Origin of the sequence: Pseudoalteromonas sp. CO325X (assembly GCF_004208955.1) — a bacterium.
GTDB lineage: Bacteria > Pseudomonadota > Gammaproteobacteria > Enterobacterales > Alteromonadaceae > Pseudoalteromonas > Pseudoalteromonas ruthenica.
On sequence record NZ_SGPG01000024.1, the window covers coordinates 32,563 to 53,909 of the forward strand.

General features: G+C 47.2%; 19 protein-coding genes and 1 pseudogene. 13 read left to right on the top strand and 7 right to left on the bottom strand.

Annotation, left to right across the window (positions count from 1 at the left end; translation table 11 throughout):
* Window positions 1–2 precede the first annotated feature (2 nt).
* The 4 genes from EXT46_RS13670 to EXT46_RS13685 form a co-directional block, all read right to left on the bottom strand.
* Window positions 3–566 (bottom strand): hypothetical protein, encoded by a 564-nt coding sequence (locus tag EXT46_RS13670; RefSeq protein WP_053911569.1) that lies wholly within the window; start codon window positions 564–566, stop codon window positions 3–5.
* A 5-nt stretch (window positions 567–571) separates the two neighbouring features.
* Window positions 572–1,267 (bottom strand): hypothetical protein, encoded by a 696-nt coding sequence (locus tag EXT46_RS13675; RefSeq protein WP_022945879.1) that lies wholly within the window; start codon window positions 1,265–1,267, stop codon window positions 572–574.
* A gap of 74 nt (window positions 1,268–1,341) precedes the next feature.
* Window positions 1,342–1,920 carry a DUF2589 domain-containing protein gene (locus EXT46_RS13680; RefSeq protein WP_022945880.1) on the bottom strand — a complete coding sequence of 193 codons (579 nt, stop codon included), beginning with the start codon at window positions 1,918–1,920 and terminating at the stop codon, window positions 1,342–1,344.
* Between the two features lie 261 nt (window positions 1,921–2,181).
* Complete coding sequence (locus EXT46_RS13685) at window positions 2,182–3,072, bottom strand: LysR family transcriptional regulator (RefSeq protein ID WP_045978077.1); 891 nt, start codon at window positions 3,070–3,072, stop codon at window positions 2,182–2,184.
* A gap of 299 nt (window positions 3,073–3,371) precedes the next feature.
* Here EXT46_RS13685 and metE point away from each other — a divergent pair.
* The 3 genes and pseudogenes from metE to EXT46_RS13700 all read left to right on the top strand — a co-directional run bounded on the left by metE (window position 3,372) and on the right by EXT46_RS13700 (window position 7,864).
* Window positions 3,372–5,638 (top strand): annotated as a pseudogene (gene metE / locus EXT46_RS13690) (5-methyltetrahydropteroyltriglutamate--homocysteine S-methyltransferase).
* Window positions 5,639–5,764: 126 nt separating this feature from the next.
* Window positions 5,765–6,808 carry a dihydroorotase gene (pyrC, locus tag EXT46_RS13695; protein ID WP_130147927.1) on the top strand — a complete coding sequence of 348 codons (1,044 nt, stop codon included), beginning with the start codon at window positions 5,765–5,767 and terminating at the stop codon, window positions 6,806–6,808.
* Window positions 6,809–7,024: 216 nt separating this feature from the next.
* Window positions 7,025–7,864 (top strand): 2OG-Fe(II) oxygenase family protein, encoded by an 840-nt coding sequence (locus EXT46_RS13700; protein ID WP_045978074.1) that lies wholly within the window; start codon window positions 7,025–7,027, stop codon window positions 7,862–7,864.
* Window positions 7,865–7,897: 33 nt separating this feature from the next.
* On the opposite strand, the gene EXT46_RS13705 is transcribed toward EXT46_RS13700, so the two are convergent.
* Both EXT46_RS13705 and EXT46_RS13710 read right to left on the bottom strand, forming a co-directional pair.
* A complete protein-coding gene (locus EXT46_RS13705) occupies window positions 7,898–8,653 on the bottom strand; it encodes a DUF3307 domain-containing protein (protein WP_130147929.1) in 756 nt (251 codons plus the stop codon).
* On the bottom strand, window positions 8,646–9,275 hold the full coding sequence (locus tag EXT46_RS13710) for a hypothetical protein (RefSeq protein ID WP_022945886.1): 630 nt from the start codon (window positions 9,273–9,275) through the stop codon (window positions 8,646–8,648). The genes EXT46_RS13705 and EXT46_RS13710 overlap by 8 nt, the downstream gene beginning before the upstream one ends.
* A 403-nt stretch (window positions 9,276–9,678) precedes the next feature.
* Between EXT46_RS13710 and EXT46_RS13715 the strand changes: the two genes are divergently transcribed.
* The 10 genes from EXT46_RS13715 to EXT46_RS13760 all read left to right on the top strand — a co-directional run bounded on the left by EXT46_RS13715 (window position 9,679) and on the right by EXT46_RS13760 (window position 19,364).
* Entirely contained in the window at window positions 9,679–10,596 is a 918-nt protein-coding gene (locus tag EXT46_RS13715) for a BadF/BadG/BcrA/BcrD ATPase family protein (protein ID WP_045978071.1), read from the top strand.
* On the top strand, window positions 10,593–11,723 hold the full coding sequence (gene nagA, locus EXT46_RS13720; protein WP_130147931.1) for an N-acetylglucosamine-6-phosphate deacetylase: 1,131 nt from the start codon (window positions 10,593–10,595) through the stop codon (window positions 11,721–11,723). The genes EXT46_RS13715 and nagA overlap by 4 nt, the downstream gene beginning before the upstream one ends.
* Window positions 11,724–11,816: 93 nt before the next feature.
* The gene (locus EXT46_RS13725; RefSeq protein WP_130147933.1) at window positions 11,817–12,953 is read left to right on the top strand and encodes a DUF5009 domain-containing protein; all 1,137 of its coding nucleotides are present in this window, start codon (window positions 11,817–11,819) and stop codon (window positions 12,951–12,953) included.
* A gap of 215 nt (window positions 12,954–13,168) precedes the next feature.
* Window positions 13,169–13,963 carry a glucosamine-6-phosphate deaminase gene (gene nagB / locus EXT46_RS13730; RefSeq protein ID WP_045978068.1) on the top strand — a complete coding sequence of 265 codons (795 nt, stop codon included), beginning with the start codon at window positions 13,169–13,171 and terminating at the stop codon, window positions 13,961–13,963.
* Window positions 13,964–14,161: 198 nt separating this feature from the next.
* Window positions 14,162–15,082: an NAD(+) diphosphatase gene (gene nudC, locus EXT46_RS13735; protein WP_130147935.1), complete on the top strand. Its 921-nt coding sequence runs from the start codon at window positions 14,162–14,164 to the stop codon at window positions 15,080–15,082.
* A complete protein-coding gene (locus EXT46_RS13740) occupies window positions 15,079–16,257 on the top strand; it encodes a cystathionine beta-lyase (protein ID WP_130147937.1) in 1,179 nt (392 codons plus the stop codon). Before nudC ends, EXT46_RS13740 begins: the two co-directional genes overlap by 4 nt.
* Window positions 16,258–16,347: 90 nt before the next feature.
* A complete protein-coding gene (locus EXT46_RS13745) occupies window positions 16,348–17,157 on the top strand; it encodes an ABC transporter permease (protein ID WP_022945087.1) in 810 nt (269 codons plus the stop codon).
* Window positions 17,154–18,065: an ABC transporter ATP-binding protein gene (locus tag EXT46_RS13750; protein WP_022945088.1), complete on the top strand. Its 912-nt coding sequence runs from the start codon at window positions 17,154–17,156 to the stop codon at window positions 18,063–18,065. Before EXT46_RS13745 ends, EXT46_RS13750 begins: the two co-directional genes overlap by 4 nt.
* A 2-nt stretch (window positions 18,066–18,067) precedes the next feature.
* The gene (locus EXT46_RS13755) at window positions 18,068–18,442 is read left to right on the top strand and encodes a PH domain-containing protein (RefSeq protein ID WP_022945089.1); all 375 of its coding nucleotides are present in this window, start codon (window positions 18,068–18,070) and stop codon (window positions 18,440–18,442) included.
* 130 nt (window positions 18,443–18,572) lie between these two features.
* On the top strand, window positions 18,573–19,364 hold the full coding sequence (locus EXT46_RS13760; RefSeq protein ID WP_022945090.1) for a putative porin: 792 nt from the start codon (window positions 18,573–18,575) through the stop codon (window positions 19,362–19,364).
* Between the two features lie 69 nt (window positions 19,365–19,433).
* Here EXT46_RS13760 and EXT46_RS13765 read toward each other — a convergent pair whose 3' ends face one another.
* The gene (locus EXT46_RS13765) at window positions 19,434–21,302 is read right to left on the bottom strand and encodes a M2 family metallopeptidase (protein WP_130147939.1); all 1,869 of its coding nucleotides are present in this window, start codon (window positions 21,300–21,302) and stop codon (window positions 19,434–19,436) included.
* Window positions 21,303–21,347 lie beyond the last annotated feature (45 nt).

A 21,347-nucleotide genomic window follows, 5' to 3' on the forward strand; every position in this document is an offset into this window, starting at 1 on the left:
GGTTATTGCTGCGCCAGCATGTTGTGCAACAATTGCTGCAAGAGATAGCGGCGGTCGGTGGCGCTGTAGCGTGCCTGCAGATATAAAAACATGGTTTGGGTATCTGTGTGCTCTCCTAATGTTTGCCAGATACTATCAAGATAGTGAGTTGTTAAGGTCTCGGGAATGGGCAGCGGCTGCTTAGCAAACCCCAAGGCAAGCAGCTGCGCGAGTTTATCGTTGGCCTCACTAAAGTGTTGCTCAATGCGTTGCAGCTCCTCATTGAGTTGCTGCTCTGCTTTACTCAAGGTGGCGGCAACGAAAGCCCGTTTGCCTTTACGTTTACTGCGACTATGGCTTTGTACGGATGGATCTTGATAGCCATCGTCGCAGGCTTCAATCAGCCCGCGTAATGAACTCAGTGTACTGACCAAAGGGCTGCGCAAAGGTGCTAGCTTGACTTCCGTGTTTTTCAACCATTGCGCAGCATCAACAACATAGCTGGACTCCTGTGCCAGGTATTTGTCACTGAGTGCGGGTAACAACATTAATTGTGTGATAATGGTTTCTTTGAGAACGGATTGCATGGCCGTTACTCCGGCATCAGTTTGTTCTTGGTCTGGCCGTTCTCAAGGCCTGTGGCCCACTCTAAGCCTTCTTCACGAATAGTGATATTAAGACGAATGCTATTTTGAGGCGTGGCGGTCTCTTTTACTTCGGAGCTAACCACGCTGGTTTTTATCGCAGGTGGAGTGGAACGCGATTTTAAGGCGATAGCGGAAACATTGTGACGCACCTGCTTATTCACCGCACTGAGACGCTCAAATGGTACTTCTTTATCGGAGCCGCTTTTTTTCAGGGCTTTTTGAAAGGCTTCGTCAACGGCTCTGACCATACTCTCTTTGCTGATCCGCACATCTCCGTTACGTTGGCGCTCTGTTACTTTATCCAATGCGGCACGGGCTTCTCTGTCGAAATTGTGTTGAAAGCTTTTCGTACGACTGAGAATATCTTCGTCATCGAGTGCTTGGTTAAAGTGGCTCATCAAGGCTTTGTGAACATTGGCGGGGCTGTCTAATTCGGCATTTTTAGCCGGTATGTGCTGATTAATGGTCAGTGGCATATCTATGGTCAGCTCAGGGACGCGCACCCGAGGTAGACTCATGCCCTCAAGTAAGGGGTGGTCTTTATAATATTCGGCGACGGCGGCTGTTTCTTCATCGGCAAGGCGGCGTGCGTGCACTAAGCTTATCATCAGCGATCCTAGCACCTCACTTAATTCACTCATGGCATTTCCCTCTTAGTGAGTTAGATAAGGGGGCGCAGCCTAAGGCTTTGCCCCATAAGTTAGTTAATGTGGCGTTATGCCGCCGATTCCACTTCAGTGATGGAGTTCTCTAAAATGCCTAACAGTTTCTCCGTTCCCGCTGGAAGCTCGTCTTGAACGGCACGAACATTAACAGACAGGCTGTAGGTACGCTCAATTTTCGATGAGCTTGAGCTCGACTTCTTGTACGAGTAGCTGGCGCTGAGTTTAGCTGATACTGGCCCCCAGCCTGCTTTCACCGAGAGCTTACTATTGAGCTCATGAGAGGAGGAAGTACTGGACTCCTGCACTGAGTTTATCTTTGCGTTAAAAGCAATAGTGGTCTCTTCAACGCGAATAAATGGAATAGGTAACATGGTTAAGATGGGTACGGTAAGGTCGAATTTCTTCGGCTCTGTGCCGGTCACATTACCATCTCCATCTCGGGTTTCTACGGCCTTCATATAACTGAAGGTGATCATGGTGGGTTCATTGCTGTCAGCGTCAAAGCCGACAGATTTTATAAAATCTACCGAGGTCTGAGCCGATTGCGCTTGAGCGCGCACCACAGCATCAAGGGGGCCGCCAATCATAGATTTAAAATCAATACTCGATAGTTCGTCGCCAATAGCCATACAAATTCTCCTTTTTTTACGGCGCGGTTGAGGCTCGAGTTACACTGCCTACTCGAGATAGGTGTGTATAAAAAACACACAAGATTTATAGTGTATAAAAGGCAAGAGTAACAGCTGATTTGTTAACTTTATTTTTACCTTTGTCCCTGTTAATTTCTAAGTTGTTCTTTTTAAGGGACTAAAGTGAAGGGGCAGTTGAAATGGTCAGAGCAGTGCGACTGTGTGCAATGGGGCCAATTGATCAATCAGCCCCCGTAATTGCTACTTGCGAGTGTTGTTTTGCTTACAGGTATTCAAAAAGTGGCGATAGACAGGGTTATCTTTCATTTCTTTTTTCATGGCCAAGTACATGGGGCGATTAAGACCCAATGCACCAAGGGGAATAGATTTTATTAACCCTTGCGCTTCATAGGGGGTAACAAGCCAATCAGGTAGCGCAGCAACACCCATGCCGGCGCTCACTAATTGGAAAATAAGCAAGCCTTGATCCACGCTTTTCAAGGTGCCATCGAAACGCGCATTTTGGATAAAGTGTTTGAAAATATCTTGGCGCTCGCGAGGAATAGGGTAGGAGATAATGGTTTCGTCTTTTAAATCCAGCGCTGTGACATAGGCTTTATTAGCCAGCTCATGGTCGGGGGCAACGATCAGCTTGAGCTTAAAATCGAATAAATGCACGTACTCTAGGCGCTCTGGGTCACGTATATCCGAGGTTAATACCAGATCTAAATCGCCCTCAAGCAGCTCTGGGATAGCGTCGTAACTAAAACCACGTTCGTAGTCCACATGAATGTCGGGCCAAAAGTTATTAAATTCTTTAATTGTCGGTAATAACCAGTGAAAACAGGCGTGGCACTCGACGCTCAAGCGTAATTGCGAGATTGGCTGATTTAAGCTCTCTTTCAAACGGCATTTCGCCGCTTCAACTTTTGGTAGTACATCATGCGCAAGCTCTAATAGCAGCATGCCTTGTGGTGTAAATCGTACCGGGTGGGTTTTACGCTCAAACAATTGGCAATCGAGTTTGTTTTCTAAGTCTTTGATTTGATGAGAAAGTGCAGATTGAGTTAAAAACAGCTCACGTGCGGTATTCACTAAAGAGCCGGTCTCTTTCAAGGTGGAAATAGTCTTGAGGTGTTTTATATCTATCATCTTTAGTAAATCTCATAAAAATTGTGAGCGGTGCTCAACGTGAATACAGTTTACTGCATCGTAATAGACATTTCAAAGTCTAGACGTCCATAAATGATGTATAAAATGTAAACGTGAAGCTAACCATAGATAAATTCCACTATAGCAATAAAAATGACAGCGGTGTCATCTAATTTGGCATTTCCTTATAATTTTTAGCTATGAATAAAATTCACATTAATGGTGAGAAAGCTGCGTTTGCACAGTGGGGGAGAGGAATCTAATGTTTAGCCATCTATATAGCTAAACGGAGTTTTGTTATGGCATTAATACATAATCTTGGTTTCCCTCGAATCGGCAAACAGCGGGCGCTTAAGTTTGCCCTTGAGGCATACTGGGCGGGCACCATCGATCAGTCCACATTGCGAGCAAAAGGGGCTGAGATACGCAAGCAAAATTGGGCTTTGCAAGCACAGGCCGGTGTTGAGTTGCTCCCCGTTGGTGATTTTGCATGGTATGACCATGTGCTCGCTACCACGGTGATGGTCGGAGCCGTGCCAGCGCGTCATCACAGCTCAGATAGTACCCCCTTTGATACCTTATTTCGTATTGCTCGTGGGCGAGCGCCCTCAGGGTGTGCCTGTGCCGCCAGTGAAATGACCAAATGGTTCGATACCAACTATCATTATATTGTGCCCGAGCTCAGCGCCGAGCAGCGCTTTTCGCTGACTGATTCAGAGTTATTTACCCATGTCAGTGAAGCACAGCAACTAGGCCATACACCAAAGCCCGTGCTTATCGGCCCGGTGACCTACTTATATTTAGCCAAATGCGCCGATGAACCTTTTGACAAACTTGCGCTATTACCTCAGTTACTTGAGGTGTATCAGCAGATATTAAACAAACTTGCAGCGCAACAGGTTCAGTGGGTGCAAATTGATGAGCCTATTCTCGCCCTGGAATTGGATGATGCTTATTGCCAAGCCTTGAAAGACAGTTTTACGAGTTTATCTGGCCACGGGGTGAAGCTGCTATTGGCCACTTACTTTGATGATGTCAATCATCATCTTGATGATATTCAAGATTACGCCATCGACGGAGTACATTTTGATTGGCTGGCGAGCACGGTGGATATACAGGCTTTAGATAAGGCCGTAGGCAATGAGCGAGTGTTGTCCTTAGGGGTTGTTAATGGACGTAACGTTTGGCGTGCGGATTTATCCTCGTTGCATGCACAATTACATCCTATTGCTGAGCAGCGGGGCGAGATGTTGTGGATAGCCCCTTCATGTTCATTGCTTCACACTCCGGTAGATTTAGAGCAGGAGCAGCAGCTCGACAGTGAACTAAAAAGCTGGTTGGCTTTTGCAACACAAAAGTGTCAAGAGCTGCAACTGTTACGTCATGCACTGCATAGCAGCGACACCACTGCCATTGATCGCTACAGTGCTGCGGTTAAGGCTCGGCAGAGCTCAACGCGAGTGAATAACAAGAGGGTACAACAAAGCGTTGCGGCGCTCAGTGCGCAAGACGCACAGCGACAAAGTGCGTTTTCTAAGCGGGTGAAAACCCAGCGGCAAGCCTTGCAACTGCCACTATTACCGACCACCACTATCGGCTCTTTCCCGCAGACCCAAGCTATTCGCCAAGCGCGGCGGGATTTTAAAAATGGTACTTTAGACTCCCAGGCGTATCACACGCAAATGGAAGCTGAAATTCGCTACGTCATTGAAGAGCAACAAGCGCTTGGTTTGGACGTGTTGGTGCATGGCGAAGCTGAGCGTAACGATATGGTTATTTTGGTGAACTGCTCGAGGGCGTATCCTTTACTCAGTTTGGCTGGGTGCAAAGCTACGGCTCGCGCTGTGTGAAGCCACCGATCATTTGGGGTGATGTGGCCCGTTCGCAACCAATGACTGTGTATTGGAGCCGCTATGCGCAGTCACTTACAAAAAAACCGGTGAAGGGCATGTTAACTGGGCCGGTGACGATTCTATCTTGGTCTTTTGTCCGTGATGACTTAGACAACCCCACTATCGCCAAGCAAATCGCGGTAGCGCTGCGTGACGAGGTTGTGGATCTGCAAAATGCGGGCATTGGCATTATTCAAATTGATGAGCCTGCTTTTCGTGAGCGCATGCCGTTAAAAATAAGTCATTGGCAAGATTACTTGGATTGGGCGACTTATGCATTTCGCGTCGCTGCAAGCGGTGCCGAGGATAAAACTCAGATTCATACCCACATGTGTTACAGTGAATTCAATGATATTATTGGCGCTATTGCTGATATGGATGCCGATGTCATCACCATTGAAACGTCCCGTTCTCATATGGAGTTACTGAACGCCTTTGAACACTTTGATTACCCCAATGAAATAGGGCCGGGTGTGTATGATATTCACACTCCTAATGTGCCCGATGTTGCGTCGATAAAGACCTTAGTCCACAAAGCTGCACAGAAAATACCTGTTGAGCGATTATGGGTTAACCCTGATTGCGGTTTGAAAACGCGACAATGGCAAGAAACCCGAGCCGCGCTTTATAACATGGTAGAGGCCGCAAAGGAGTTACGACAAGAGCTGAACTAAATTAAGCTCACTGTAGCGGGGTGGGCCCAGGCACCCCCCGCTCAGCCTAGGTATTACCCCGCAGATTGCTTTACTTTCCCTTGTATCCCCCCTAAGATCACACAAATTTTTCAGTGGATAAGAGCAATGACAAGTACCCCGCAACGTATTACCCTCACTCGTCCTGACGATTGGCACATTCACCTACGCGATGGTGAACAGCTAAAAGATACCGTGCGTGATGCGAGCCGCTATATTGGCCGCGCGATTATTATGCCTAACCTAGTGCCACCTGCGACCTGTACCGAGACGGCATTAGCTTATCGTGAACGGATTATGGCGGCAGGTCCTCGCGCGCAATTTGAACCATTAATGGTACTTTATCTCACTGATAACACCACGCCTGAAGAAATTCGTAAAGCGAAAGCCAGCGGTAAAATTGTCGCGGCTAAATTGTATCCTGCTGGCGCGACGACTAACTCGGCTTCAGGGGTGACGGATGTTGAAAACATTTATCCTGTGCTTGAGGCAATGCAAGAAGTAGGCATGCTGCTTTTGGTCCATGGTGAGGTGACCGACTCTAGCATCGATATTTTTGACCGTGAAAAAGTGTTTATCGAAACCAAACTGAAAAAAGTGGTCTCTGATTTTCCTGAGTTGAAAGTAGTGCTCGAGCACATTACCACTCGCGATGCCGTGGAGTTTGTGCGCTCAGCATCAACCAATGTGGCAGCAACTATTACGGCTCACCACCTACTATATAACCGCAATCATATGTTGGCTGGTGGAATTCGCCCGCATTATTACTGTTTACCGATTCTTAAGCGTAATACCCATCAACAAGCCTTGATTGAAGCGGCCACCAGTGGCAGCGCGAAATTCTTTATGGGCACCGATTCGGCCCCGCATTTAAAAGATAAAAAAGAAGCATCCTGTGGCTGCGCCGGCGCCTATACCGCCCATGCTTCATTGGAGCTGTATGCAGAAGCGTTTGAGCAAGCCGATGCGATGGATAAACTAGAAGGCTTTGCCAGTCATTTTGGTCCTGACTTTTACGGCCTCGCACGCAACAGCGATACTGTTACGTTGGTACGTGAACCCTGGCAAGTGCCCGAAAGTTACCCACTTGCCGATGACAAAGTGATCCCTATCTGCGCCGGTGAAACACTTAACTGGCAGGTTAAGGACTAAGAGTTTAGAGCCCGGTTTGATACCGGGCTTTTTATTGGCTATCCGGCCATGCAATGTCAGCTGCGCTGTTACTTTGATCTGCGTCAATAGCCGCTTCGCTGAGAGGGCTCTGCGGACAATTGTCCTTATGAATTGTGGTGGCTTTGACTAAGCTCTGGCGCTAAAATTAAGCATGTTTTTCGTGCTTAGCGCTACAACGAACAGGTGAAATTTACCATGCACTTACCTACAGTGGACTATCAGTCGCCCAACGCTCCAGCTGAATTTGTCGAGTCTCTTCGCAATACCGGCTTTGGGGTATTGACGAACCATCCGATCCCGCAGTCTTTAGTGGAATCAATTTATGAAAATTGGCAGGCTTTTTTCAACTCTGAGCAAAAGCACGAGTTTTTATATGATAAGACTACACAAGACGGATACTTTCCACCGGAAGTAAGTGAAGTAGCCAAAGGCTTCAATGTTAAAGACATTAAAGAGTATTACCACGTTTACCCTAAAGGTCGCGTCCCGGCACAACTAGAAGAGCAAATTCGTGAGTATTACCGACTTGCTAATGAGTTTGCTAGCGAGCTACTGAGCTGGGTGCAAGCGCACGCACCAGAAGAAGTACAGAAACGTTTTTCCATTGATCTTAAAGACATGATCAAGGACTCTGAGCAAACCTTACTGCGTATACTTCATTATCCGCCAATGACCGGTGACGAAGAGCCGGGTGCTATTCGCGCGGCGGCGCATGGCGATATTAACCTATTAACGGTTTTACCTGCAGCGAACGAGCCTGGCTTACAGGTGCAAACTAAAGAGGGTGGTTGGTTAGATGTGCCAAGTGACTTCGGTAATCTGATCATCAACATTGGTGATATGCTGCAAGAAGCATCAGGTGATTACTTCCCTTCGACCATTCACCGCGTTATTAACCCGACTGGGAAAGCGTCAACGAAATCACGTATTTCACTGCCACTGTTTTTGCATCCGCGCCCGGATGTGGTGCTCTCCGAGCGCTATACAGCAGATAGCTACTTACAAGAGCGTTTACGAGAGCTTGGTGTAAAGTAATTAGAAAAAGCCCGCATTAGCGGGCTTTTTTCGTTATAGGGTGTTTAACAAAGCGCGGGTAGCGAGGCCGATGGCCAATGTTAAGGTGACACTTAATAAGGTGCCCAGCATCACGTATTCGGTCAGGTGCTTTTCTTTGCTATTGGTCAAATCGCCAAAGCGAAACACCGATTTAGCCGCTAGCACAAAACCGACACCAGCGAGTTCATCAATCAGTACAAAGGTTAGCATCAGCACGCGCTCAAGTACGCCAATACTATGCCCCGCCTGTGGCAGCTGTTGCTCATCATGGCTACAAGGTAGCTGCCAGCGTTCCAACAACATACGAATAGCCACGGAGCAGGGGTTTAAAACCAAGGCATAGGCGAGCAGCGTCACCCACAATGATTGTCTACTCAGCCCCTGACTCGCCCATTGTGTGAGGGTATCTGCATCACTGAGCCACAGGCACAACGAAATGATCACCATTATGTGTGCGAGCTGATCAACCACAAAGGGTATAATACCGCCTCGAGTATAGGACTTTCCTACATCAATGAGCCAATGGCTGAGCATAATACTCAATGTAGCCAGCAACACGCCCGGCCACTCTCCTAAGCCGTAAATGTGCTCCCACGCAATAAGCACGGTGGCCGATAACACGCCGTGAACTAACACATGCAGTGCTAATTTGCTTGATTTATAGTGGTAAGTGTTGCGATTGTGCACCCAGTGCATGGGTTGCAAATAAAAATCGGCAATAAAGTGCGCTAATAATAGCGCCAGTAGAAGTGCTATTTGCTCATCCATAAGCATGTTCCTTTGCGGCTACGGCTATAAATTCATCAACGAGGTGGTAGTTGCCAGCGTTAAGTAGCTTGGTGGCGTTTTCTCTTGAAGTTTCAAGCTCTTTGGCTATGGTTGCATGGTCATTATTACGTAACCAATGGTACAAATACAAGGCTTGTGCTTGTTTGGCACTGGTGTGACTGATGAGGTTATCTATAAAGCGAATATTCAATACAAAACTTGGGCTCATGTCTATTTGGTGTAGACTAAGACGTAGACGCATATTTTTTATATTATCTAAGCCCGTCCCCGAGAGGAGTAGCGCTGGACCGGTAGCGGTTTTTATATCTTTGCGGTAGTTATCTATCGGGCCCCATGCCTCACTAATGCGTGCGTCCAGAGCTCGGGCACGTAAAAACAACCGCAGCATAATGCTGGCTAGCAAAGGGGTGGGGCTTTGGCTAAGAATACATTGGAAGGCATCACCGCGATAAATGCTAAAGTCGCCATCGAAGCGTTCACAGATAGCGCGTAGCCCTTGCTCTAGGCTATATAATGCATTGTCATAGTCGTCACTGCTTAGCTTACGAGAGTCGACGAGATCACCGCTTAACACAGTGTAATAAGAAGGTGTTTGGGGCATAAAGGAACTCTCAATGGTTACATTCGGTTAAGTAACTAATTAAAGTTACATGTACTTAGGTAACTCAATATAGTTACATAAACCCGTTGATGCAAGGAAACACATGCAAGCCGAGCGGTTAGTCAGATGGTAGGAATTATTTATTCTATTATTCTCGATTGATGGAACTAATGAATTCATATATGCTGATGTCTTAGCTATCCTACTAGAATTAAGAAAAGGCCAATAAAAACAAAGTAGTAACCTAGTGAATAGAATTAATTAGGGAAAATTTAAAAAAATTAATGACAACGCTGTCATTAATTGTGTAACATAATTTCAACATGGGTTGAGGAAGAGCATACGCGCTACAAAAACGATAAAGCGTATTTGCGAATACATTAACAAGGTTAGAGGTCGTACAATGATGGCGAAGAGTGCGAGTCAAGAGCAATTATTTATAGGCATAGATGGTGGGGGAACCAAATGCCGGGCGACCATTTACTCCGCCCAACGGGGAGTACTGGGTACCGGTTTAGGCGGCCCTGCAAATCCATTACATGGTCTTGAACGCACTTTAGAGTCGATTATGGTGTCTACTCAGCAGGCGATGCGTGACGCAGGCCTACGCCTAGAGAGCGTGCATCAGTTAGTGGCTGGTTTAGGCTTGGCAGGGGTTAACCTGCCCAGTCTATTTGAGAAAATCAGTGAGTGGGAACACCCATTTCAAAAAATGTATTTGACCACCGACCTGCATACTGCCTGTATCGGCGCACATGAAGGCGGTGACGGGGCAGTGATTATTACCGGTACTGGCTCTTGTGGCTTTGCCTGTGTTAAAGGTCACAGTGTTAATTATGGCGGCCATGGATTTGCTCAAGGCGACAAAGGCAGCGGTGCATGGCTGGGTCTTGAAGCACTCAAGGCGGTATTATTAGATTTGGACGGGCTGGGTCCGCAAACTCGCCTGAGTGAGATGTTTAAATTGCATTTTAATGCCAGCTCAGCAATGGGAGTTGCAGAGCAAATGGCGGGTCAACCCTCAAGCAGCTACGCCAAACTCGCGCGTATGGTCATAGAGGCGGCTCATGATGGTGATATGGTCGCGCTCACCATAGTCAAAGACGGTGCGCGCTACATCAGTAATTTGGCTAAACGATTATTAGAAATTAACCCTCCACGTTTATCTATGATTGGCGGCTTGTCTGAACCCATGCAAAAATGGTTAGATCCTGATATAGCTAAACGTGTTGAAGTGCCTCGTCAGCCACCCGAGATGGGCGCTGTTTATTTTGCCCAAAATGCGCTGTTAGAAGAAGAACAAAAGGTCGCAATTAAATGAGTCAAAGTTTCCATGCTGAACGCCTATTTGACGGGCAGCGTTTTCATAACGATGTTTATTTTCAAAGTGTTAACGGTAAAGTGCAATTTATTGATGCACCCACCAGCGACCCTGTCACCGAACTTTCTGGGCTCGTAGTCCCCGGCTTTATCGATGTACAAGTAAACGGTGGTGGCGGCGCGTTTTTTAATGCTGAACAAAGTGTTGACTGCTTAGCGCAAATAGCGAGAGCGCATGGTCAATTTGGCTCAACGGCCAATATGCCGACCTTAATCACAGACGACATCGCGATTATGCGTCGTGCCGCTGACGCAGTGGCTGAAGCGGTGGCAAAAAATACTCCGGGTATTTTAGGTGTCCATTTTGAAGGACCGCATCTCAGTTTGCCAAAAAAAGGCACGCACAGCGAGCAGTTTATTCGCCCCATTAGCAATGAAGAGTTTGCGATTTACGAGCGCGATGACCTTGGTATTAAAATGGTTACCTTGGCGCCAGAAAATGTTAGCGCAGCGGATATTAAGCGTTTAGTCGCCATGGGTGTAAAGGTCTCTTTGGGCCACACCAATGCCGACTATGAAACCACGATGTCGGCGCTAGACGCTGGCGCTGATGGCTTCACCCACCTATTTAATGCTATGTCTGCCTTTACCTCACGTGAACCTGGGGTTGTCGGTGCGGCGTTGTGGCATGACAGTAGTTGGTGCGGGTTAATTGTTGACGGTCATCACTTGCACCCGGATTCGGCGAAGTTGGCAATTCGTACCAAGCAGCGCGGCAAGATAATGCTTGTTACCGATGCAATGCCTCCAGTAGGCACCGATGCTGAAGAGTTTGATTTTTTCGATGGCCGTAAAGTCTATCGCACCGGCGACCGGTTGAATTCCAGTACGGGCGAATTAGCTGGCAGTGTGTTGGATATGGCCAGTGCTGTGCGCAACACCGTAAATACTTTGGATATCAGCTTAGCCGAGAGCCTGCGTATGGCATCACTCTATCCGGCGCAGTACTTGGGCTTAGCACAGTGCAAAGGTCGACTCCTTAATGGGTTCGATGCTGATTTTGTGGCGCTGGATGAGCATCAACAAGTGCAGGCCACCTACATAGGCGGTATACGCCTTCGCCGCTAAGCACAGTGAACCCCTTATAAAACAGGCCGTCATGGAAGAGGTACGCATGGATACAGTGATGTAACAGTGCGCAGAAACTAACAGCGAGAAACTATGACAACACCTGATACCGGCAAAAAAAAACAACGCTTAGCCTCGTTAGATGCGCTGCGCGGTATGGACATGTTTTGGATTTTAGGCGGGCAATCTATTTTTGCCGCATTGTTCGTATTAACAGGTTGGCAAGGGTGGAAGGCATTTGAGGCTCATACAGTGCATTCGCAATGGCACGGTTTCACCTTTTACGACCTTATTTTCCCGTTATTTATCTTTCTCTCTGGTGTGGCCATGGGGCTTTCCCCGAAGCGGATTGATCATCTGCCGCTGGCCGAACGCAAACCTTTTTATCACAAAGCAGTAAAACGCCTGTTACTACTTAGTGCCTTAGGAGTTCTCTATAATCATGGCTGGGGCACAGGAATGCCAATGGCATTTGATGAAATTCGCTATGCCAGTGTACTTGGGCGTATTGCTATTGCCTGGTTTATTGCGGCGATGCTGGTATGGCATACCTCGTTGCGCACTCAAGCGATTGTCGCTGTCGTAATTTTGTTAGGCTACTGGCTCTGGTTGACGGTGTTGCCGGTACCCGGCGGCCACGGCTCGCCGCTGAGTCCTGAGGGAAGTTGGAATGCCTGGGTTGATCAACACCTATTACCCGGTATTACCTACCAAAACCGGCCTCTCGACCCAGAAGGTTTACTCTCAAATATCCCCGCAGCCGCCAACGCTATTTTAGGGGTCTTTGCCGGACAATTAATTGCTCAAGGTGCCACTCAAGGCCAATGGCGAGTAGCGGCGCAGCTGCTTGCTGCGGGGTTAGTCAGCTTAGCGCTAGGATGGGTATGGGACAGTGTCTTTCCAGTGAATAAAGAATTGTGGACCAGCTCGTTTGTACTGGTTACTGTCGGCTGGAGTGCAATTTTACTGGCGGTGTTCTATGGCGTGGTTGATATTCTTGGCCAACGTAAAGCCGCTTATCCATTTGTAATTATCGGCGCTAATTCAATTATTATTTATCTCGCTTCAAGCTTAGTGAACTGGGGCTACATCGCCAATAGTGTGTTTGGTGGGGTCGTGCGCTCTGTCAGTGAGCCATGGCAACCTCTATTTGCTGTCGTCGCCTTGTTAACGGTACAACTGCTTGTCCTACACTGGATGTATAAACGTAAAATCTTTGTCAGTGTTTAACCCTGTTGATTCTTAATAAATAACTAAAAAAGTGACATTTTTTGCTCACTTTTACTTTACAAAGTAGGTTTTATGACCAATAATGACAGCGTTGTCATAATGGTGTAAACCTAATTACAGTATCCCGATTAGGTTCTGACCTATGATCAAGTTCAGATTGCACGGAAGGCTTGGTCATAGGTCCCATTTTTATCAACTATAACAACGAGCTAAACATGCAAATCGTGATTCTTAAAGATGCTACAGAGGTGGCCCGTTACGGCGCTGACCTATTTGTAGCCCAGCTAAAAAAGCAACCCGCTTCCACGCTCGGCCTGGCGACAGGCTCAACGCCAGTGGCGCTATATCAAAATTTGATCGAAAAAAATCAACAGGGTGATATCAGCTTTTCACAAGTCACTAGTTTTAATCTAGATGAATATTTAGGCTTAGACGGCTCTCATCCGCAGAGCTATCGCTTCTTTATGAATGAGCAGTTGTTTGACCATATTGATATTGCCAAAGAGCGTACCCATGTACCGCCGGGCGATGCCCAAGATCCGATTGCTGCATGTCAGGAATATGAAGCGCGCATTCTCGCAGCCGGTGGCATCGATATTCAGTTACTTGGCATAGGGCGCAATGGCCATATAGGCTTTAATGAACCCTCGTCAGGCTTAACCTCGCGGACCCGTGTTAAGACCCTAACGAAGGCAACGATCGATGATAATGCTCGCTTTTTCAGCGAGGATGAATATCAGCCGCATTTATCCATTACCATGGGCATAGGCACCATACTTGATGCCAAAAAAGTGGTGCTATTGGCAACCGGTGAAAATAAAGCGGCAGCCATCAAAGCCACGGTGGAAGGGCCGTTAACTGCCTCTTGTCCAGCTTCGGCACTGCAGATGCATCGCGATGCCGTTATCGTTATTGATGAAGCCGCAGCCAGTGAGCTTGCTGACGTTGATTTCTACAAGCATATAGAGGCTGAAAATCAGAAGCTATTGGCGCGCCTAGCAGCTAAGTAACATCATGCTAAATACCATTAAAGCCCAGCTCGGGCTTTTTTTGTATCTGTGTTAGAGGCGTTTATTAATGAGATCAGGCACAACCCCTTAATAACTAATGTAACGATAAAAGAAGCGATGTCACTATCACCCGCATTACTGTGATTTTACTGAACTGTGATAATGTAGAACCATGTTGTCCTGAATTACCGCAAAACCATGCTGCAATACACCCAGTTGCCATTGGATAGGCACTCAAGCGAGCGTAAAGACCCTAACTGGCTGTTAAATAAGCGCCCGCAGGGGCGTTATGTATTAATAAATACAGATCGAAATCTGTTCAGTATTAATAATCAAACCCCACTGTTTTTGAGCTATGAGCAAGTAAAAGACTTCGCCCCCGATAACGCGATTTATTTAGGTGAGCATCAATGCCAGCATTACTTTGCTCTTGATGTGAGTGAAACATTGCCTAACGACTGTGCTTACGCCGAAGGTGAATTTGTCGATATCCGCCGTTATGGCTCGATAGTTGAGCCTGGCGCTGCTGCAATACTGGTACTTGCGCGAGGGCTGTGCCATTGGCATAAGACCCACCGCTTTTGTGGCCGTTGCGGCAATGAAAATATTCAAGCGGAGGCCGGTCATGCCCGAAAATGCATCAACCGCGACTGTCGTCACCTTACTTTTCCACGTACCGATCCGGCCGTTATTATGTTGGTGCATCATATGTTCAATGATGGTATCGAACGCTGTTTATTAGGTCGTCAAGCAAGCTGGCCTGAGGGCGTCTATTCCACCTTAGCTGGATTTGTCGACCCAGGGGAAACACTCGAAGCCGCTGTTGCCAGAGAAGTGATGGAAGAGGCGGGAATAGCCGTACAATCGCCACGCTATATTGCCTCACAGCCATGGCCTTTTCCAAGCTCGCTGATGTTAGGCTATATGGCACAGGCGAGCTCAACAGATATCTTTATTGACCAAGACGAGCTCAGCGACGCACGTTGGTTCTCTAGAGACGAGCTAAAGCATTTTGGCACTTGGGGAGAAGCGGGTACTGACTATAAACTTCCCCGCTGCGATTCTATTTCACGGTATCTTATTGATACTTGGGTTGCACAGAATGAGGAAAACAAATGAAAAAACAAACACAGTTGATAAGCTCTGGGCGAGATAAAAAGTTCACTCAAGGGGTTGTTAACCCTGTGGTGCAGCGCGCTTCTACCGTGGTTTTTGATTCCGTCGCTGAGTTTAAAGACGCAGCTAAAAATCGTGGAAACCATGCATTATTTTACGGTCGTCGCGGCACCACAACCCACTTTGCGCTACAACAAGCGATTGCCCAGCTAGAAGGCGGAGCCGGCTGTGCCCTTTATCCGTCGGGCGCCGCTGCCATCAGTAATAGCCTGCTATCTTTTGTCAAAGCTGGCGATCACATTCTGATGATGGATAGTGCCTATGAACCTACCCGGGATTTTTGTGACAAAGTGCTGGCAGGATTAGGGGTAACAACCACCTATTATGACCCGCAAATTGGCGCCGATATTAGTACGCTTTTCCAAGAAAATACCAAGGTGCTATTTATGGAATCCCCCGGCTCAATCACCATGGAAATCCAAGATGTGCCCGCCATGGTGGCCGAGGCTAAGGCTCACAATATTATGACCATGCTGGATAACACTTACGGCAATGGTATGCATTTTCGACCCTTAGAGCATGGTGTTGATATTAGTATTCAGGCGGCCACCAAATACATAGTGGGTCACAGTGACGTGATGATGGGAGTCAGTGTTGCCAATGAGCAGCATTGGCCGGTGCTGCGCGAGCAGTCATACCTTTTGGGGCAATGTTGCAGTGCCGACGATGCATATTTGGCTTTGCGAGGGCTACGCACCATGGCTGTGAGGTTACAGCAACATGAGCGCAGTGCATTGCAAGTAGCAAAGTGGCTACAGTCGCACCCATTAGTGGATCATGTTCGTCACCCTGCGCTGGAAAGTTGTCCGGGCCATGTGTTTTTCAAACGCGATTTTGATGGCAGTAATGGGTTATTCTCCATTGTAATGAAAGAGGGCACACAACAGGCCCTTGATGCCTTGGTTGAATCATTACACCATTTTAAAATGGGCTTCTCTTGGGGTGGCTTTGAGAGTCTAATTACCACCAACCTGAGCATGAAGGCTTTGCGCAGTGAAACGTCATGGCAGTATGGCCCGGTAGTGCGTTTGCATATCGGTTTAGAAGACGTCGATGACTTAATTGCCGACCTAAGCCAAGGGCTTGATGTGTACGCCAATGCTTTAGCCAATAAATAGCGTCAGACACATCTTTTTACAAGCGCTCATACTTTTGAGCGCTTTTTTCATTTATAGTAGCTACAAATAACTACAAATCAGGATATCAGGATGGATCCAAGGCGTATCTTCGAGCTGGTTAAATTTGAACTGGCGCGACACTTTCTTACCAAAAAGGCGTGGTTGGCGCTGCTTGCTTTTGCCTTAGTGTGGTTGATGATTTATCGCTACGGTATTTCTCAAGCTGTATCGGTGCTTTCAGACCCTAACTTTGAACAGTTTATGCTTGCCGCTTTTGGCAACCTCGGGTTACAGAGTTTATTGCACTGGCCTGATGCAGAAATGGCCGTATATTGGCTGATTGCCTTAGTCACCTTTCCTCTTTTCATTATTTATTTAACCAGTGATCAATTTGTTAGCGACAAAGAACGCGGCACGCTGCGGTTCATCGCTTTACGCGCCACTCGCGCTGAAATTCTATTAGGGCGCTATTTCGGTCATTGCTTAAGCGCCGCTGCGTTGCTGGCAATTAGCATTATCGGCACGCTGATCCTCATTGCCTTTCGCGATACCAGTGCACTGGTCCCTGCTTTGGCACGCGCGCTGCAGTTTGAACTCCTCCTGTTGGTTAACCTAATGCCATTTATTGCCTTGATGACGTTATTGAATACCATAGCGCGCTCATCACGTATGGCGCTTATTTACGTTATTTTATTGTACACCATAGGGTTAATGGTACTGGCTATTTTACAAGGCCAGTTAGGACTACCGATGTGGTTGGATTACCTTATTCCCGGTGAGCCGCTAGATAATATCGCCACCGTTCGGCCCAGCCCTGTCACCGACATAGCTTGGCCATTGTTGCAAAGTGGCCTGTTGTTAGCGCTAAGTTTTTATAAGTTGCAGCGGAGTAGTCTATGAGCCAGTTAATTTTAGCACGCGGCGTTAGCCACTATTTCGGCAGCAAAAAAGCGCTCGATAATGTTGATATTGAATTACAACCCGGAAAGCCCATTGCGTTAGTTGGCCCCAATGGCGCAGGTAAAACCACGCTGTTTAGCCTTATCTGCGGCTATTTGCAACCCAGTGAAGGCGAGATTAAGGTATTGGGACATCGTCCCGGCAGCGCCGCGTTGTTCGGTCAGTTAAGTGCCTTACCACAAGACGCGCTACTGGACCCCAACTTTAGTGTTGCCCAGCAATTGGCTTTATATGCACGCCTGCAAGGTTTTAGCCAGCGCCAAGCAAAAATAGAAACACAGCGGGTGTTGGAACTGGTCAATCTCAAAGACACCGCAGACAGTCGCGCTAAAGAGCTTTCTCATGGCATGAAAAAGCGCATTTGTATCGCCCAAGCGCTACTTGGTTCGCCGAAGTTGGTGATGCTTGATGAAGCAACGGCTGGTTTAGACCCCGCCAATGCCAGGGCTATTCGAGAGTTGGTCAGTGCGCTCAGTACCGAGACGACCTTTGTATTGAGCTCGCACGACTTATCGGAGCTGGAGCGGCTCTGCGACCGCGTTTTATACTTGCAGCAAGGGCGCTTGGCGACCCATCAATTGGACTCGCAAACCGAGCAGCTGGCGTATCTAACTCTGCAACTACGTGAGCAAAACGATCATGTTGCAGCGGCGTTAAAGGCGCTTCCTCACGTAGTGAGCGTTGATAATAGTCAGCGTAATGAATTTGTTATTGGTTACAGCAGCGAGGGCCTCAGTGAGGCAATGGATATCGCCTTGCTAACGCTGTGCCATAAACAACAGTGGCGTTATCGCGCCCTGATAAACGGTCACACCCTAGAAAATCAATTATTCGCAACAGGAGCGTAGCAATGGGATTACTTAGTGGATTAATTGGCAATGCCAGTGAAGTAGATGAAGGGGAGTTAGACTCTTTACTTGAAGAGATACTTGCTCCAGGTGAGAACCTAGAAAAAGCGTATAAAGTGATCCGCGACTTATTCTTGTTCACTAACAAACGTCTGATCTTAGTAGACAAACAAGGTGTAACAGGGTCGAAGATGGAGGTGCTCAGTATTCCATTTAGTAAAATCACTAAGTTCAGTAAGGAAAGTGCTGGCCACTTTGATATGGATGCTGAACTAAAAATTTGGATAGGCTCTGATCCGAGTCCGTTGTGTAAGAACTTTAAAGCGGGTGACAACATTAACGAAGTGTATCGGATCCTATCTCGCTACGTTTTGTAAAAAACTGTACCTATATCTAACAAAAACTAACATTTATTTAAAACAATCAAGTGCTTAGTTAAGTTATAATTCATTTCAACAGCGCTAGAGTGGCGCTGTTTTAAAAAACTAGATATAGGGAAATCTATTTATGAAAAAACTATCCGTCGCCATCGCGTCTGTACTTTTCTCCGGTGCTGCCTTCGCACAGTCTTATCAATCAATCAGCAACCTTGAATACCTCAATGTAGAAAGTGAGGACAATGTTGCCGTAGATTCGATTTACTACTTCGCACCAAAGCAGGTGTTGGGCCCGCTTGATCAGTTTGAGTATATTAACAAAGAGTCAAACATCTTTGGTCGTATCTCAGACAATGATTATGCGACTGGCTACAACGTAGGCGGTGAATACTTCGCGGATCAATTCCTAGTAGGCGCGTCTTACAGCGTTGTTGACCCAGATGACTTCGACAGTGCTGATCAATACACACTAAGCCTTGGTTACCTAGTTAGCGACAACTTCTTGTTGAAAGCTGAGCGCGTAGACCCAGAGCACGGTGATGAAACTTACTTCTTCTCTGGCCGTTACGATCACGCTTTAAACAGCACTGATTACATCGGTTTTGAAGTGCGTATTGATGACGAGTTCGACCACCGTGAGCTTAACGGTAAGTACTTCAAAGACCTTAAGCAAGGTAACTACTTAACTGTTGAAGCACAGTACATTAACCGTGACGATGCGGACAATTACTGGCAGCTAGGTTCTAACTACTACTTCAACAAAATGACGTCAGTATTCGTTAACTTCGACGATGAAGACTTCTATAACTTTGGTGCGAAATACTTCATCGACACCAACTTCGCAGTATCTGCTGGTTACGGCAGCAACTGGGATGAGTCAAGCTATGATCAGTGGTTCCTAAAAGCAACTGCACAGTTCTAAGCGTTGAACTAATTAATAAAAAAAGCCCAGCATATGCTGGGCTTTTTTGTCGCTAATGGTTAATAACGCTTACCAACCACATTGACGACCCTTGTTTTGCTCATCTAGGTAAGCTTGTAATGGTGCAAAATAATCAAGAATAGCGGTTGCATCCATTTGCTCTTTACCTGTTACTTTTGCGAGCGCTTGTTGCCATGGCTGCGACGAGCCCATTTCTAACATCTCGTTAAGTCGCTGCCCAGCTTCTTTTGAGTTATAGATGGAGCAACGGTGAATGGCGGCGTCATTGCCGGCAATCTCACATAGGCTACGATGGAAGTCGAACTGTAAAATATGGGCTAGGAAATAGCGAGTATAAGGCGTGTTTCCAGGCACGTGGTACTTGGCTCCCGGATCAAAGTCTGACTCAGAACGAGCGATGGGAGCGCTGATCCCTTGATACTTCTTGCGCAATTGCCACCAAGCTTGGTTGTACTGCTCAGGGGTAATCTCTCCAGAAAACACCTGCCAACGCCACTGATCAACTAACAAACCAAATGGGATAAAGGCCACTTTATCTAGTGCCATGCGCATGAGTAAGCCAATGTCTTTAGATTCATCAGGGACTTCATCTAATAGGCCAATCTCTTTTAAATACTCAGGAGTGACCGACAGCGCAATCGTATCGCCAATGGCTTCATGGAACCCATCGTTGGCACTTTCTTGATAGTACAGAGGTTGCTGGTTGTAAGCGCGTTGGTAGAAGTTGTGTCCTAATTCATGGTGAATGGTGGCAAACTCTTCGCCGGTGCGCTGAATACACATCTTAATGCGTAAATCATCTTTACTATCGAGGTTCCACGCTGATGCATGACATTGCACATCGCGATCCTGAGGTTTGGTAAATAAAGAGCGCTCATAGAAAGTATCAGGTAGCGGTGCAAAGCCCATGGAGGTGAAAAACTTTTCCGCACCGCGCACCATCTCTAGCTCATCATAGTCATGCTGCGCTAGTAGCTCGGTCACATCATAGCCAGGATCGGCATTTTCAGGCGCAACCAAGTCGTAGATATTACCCCATTGTTGTGCCCACATATTACCGAGTAAGTGCGCAGGAATGGTGCCATCTTCAGGTAATTTATCTTCGCCATACTGCTCACCCAGTTTGGCGCGCACATGACAGTGCAGGGAGTCATATAAAGGCTTAACTTGGCCCCATAGGCGATCAAGTTCAGTGGCAAATTCATCGGCGGGCATGTCGTACTTACTGCGCCACATTGCGCCTGTGTCGGCATAGCCAAGCTCTTGCGCGCCTTCATTCGTTAACGTGACTTGCTGTTCGTATAAAGGGCGCATAGGCTTAGAAATTTGTCGCCACCCTTGCCATAGATCTAACAACTCATTGTAGTCGCGACTCGATGCCATGGTTGCGGTCATCTCACCGAGACTTAAACATTGGCCATCAGCTTTACAATACTCGCCTTTGCCATACAGACCATCAAGCTCAGCGACAATATTGGCCAGCTTTTCGGTTTTTGCTGCATCTTTTGGGGCCGGTAGCGTCAGTGCCAGTTTCAGTTTATCGAGCTTGCGACGGCTATCAGCGTCTAACTCCAGATCATCAAAACGGGCAGCCTCATTGGCTAAACGTACGATGGTCTCGGTTACTTCTTGGTTCGCGGCCGCTGCGAGCTGTGCCGTATCATGAGTAATAAAATTGGCGTAAATCCACGCGGCACGGCTACTTTTCTCATACAGCTTGGCTAACTGCTGTTCAGTGTTTGCTAAAAACGCTTTGGCATCAGTTGCTGTGAGTTTGTTGCTGCTCATTTTTGTTTCTGCAGCGCTCTCAGCGCTCTCAGTGGGCTGAGTTGTGGTTGTGTCATTGCAGCCACTTAACCCTAAGGTTACCGAGACCAAAACCGCACTCAGGCTCAGTTTAAATGGAAGACGTGTCATTATTTTTCCTCTAATTGTTATCGGCGATGGTGGGCATCGCTAACG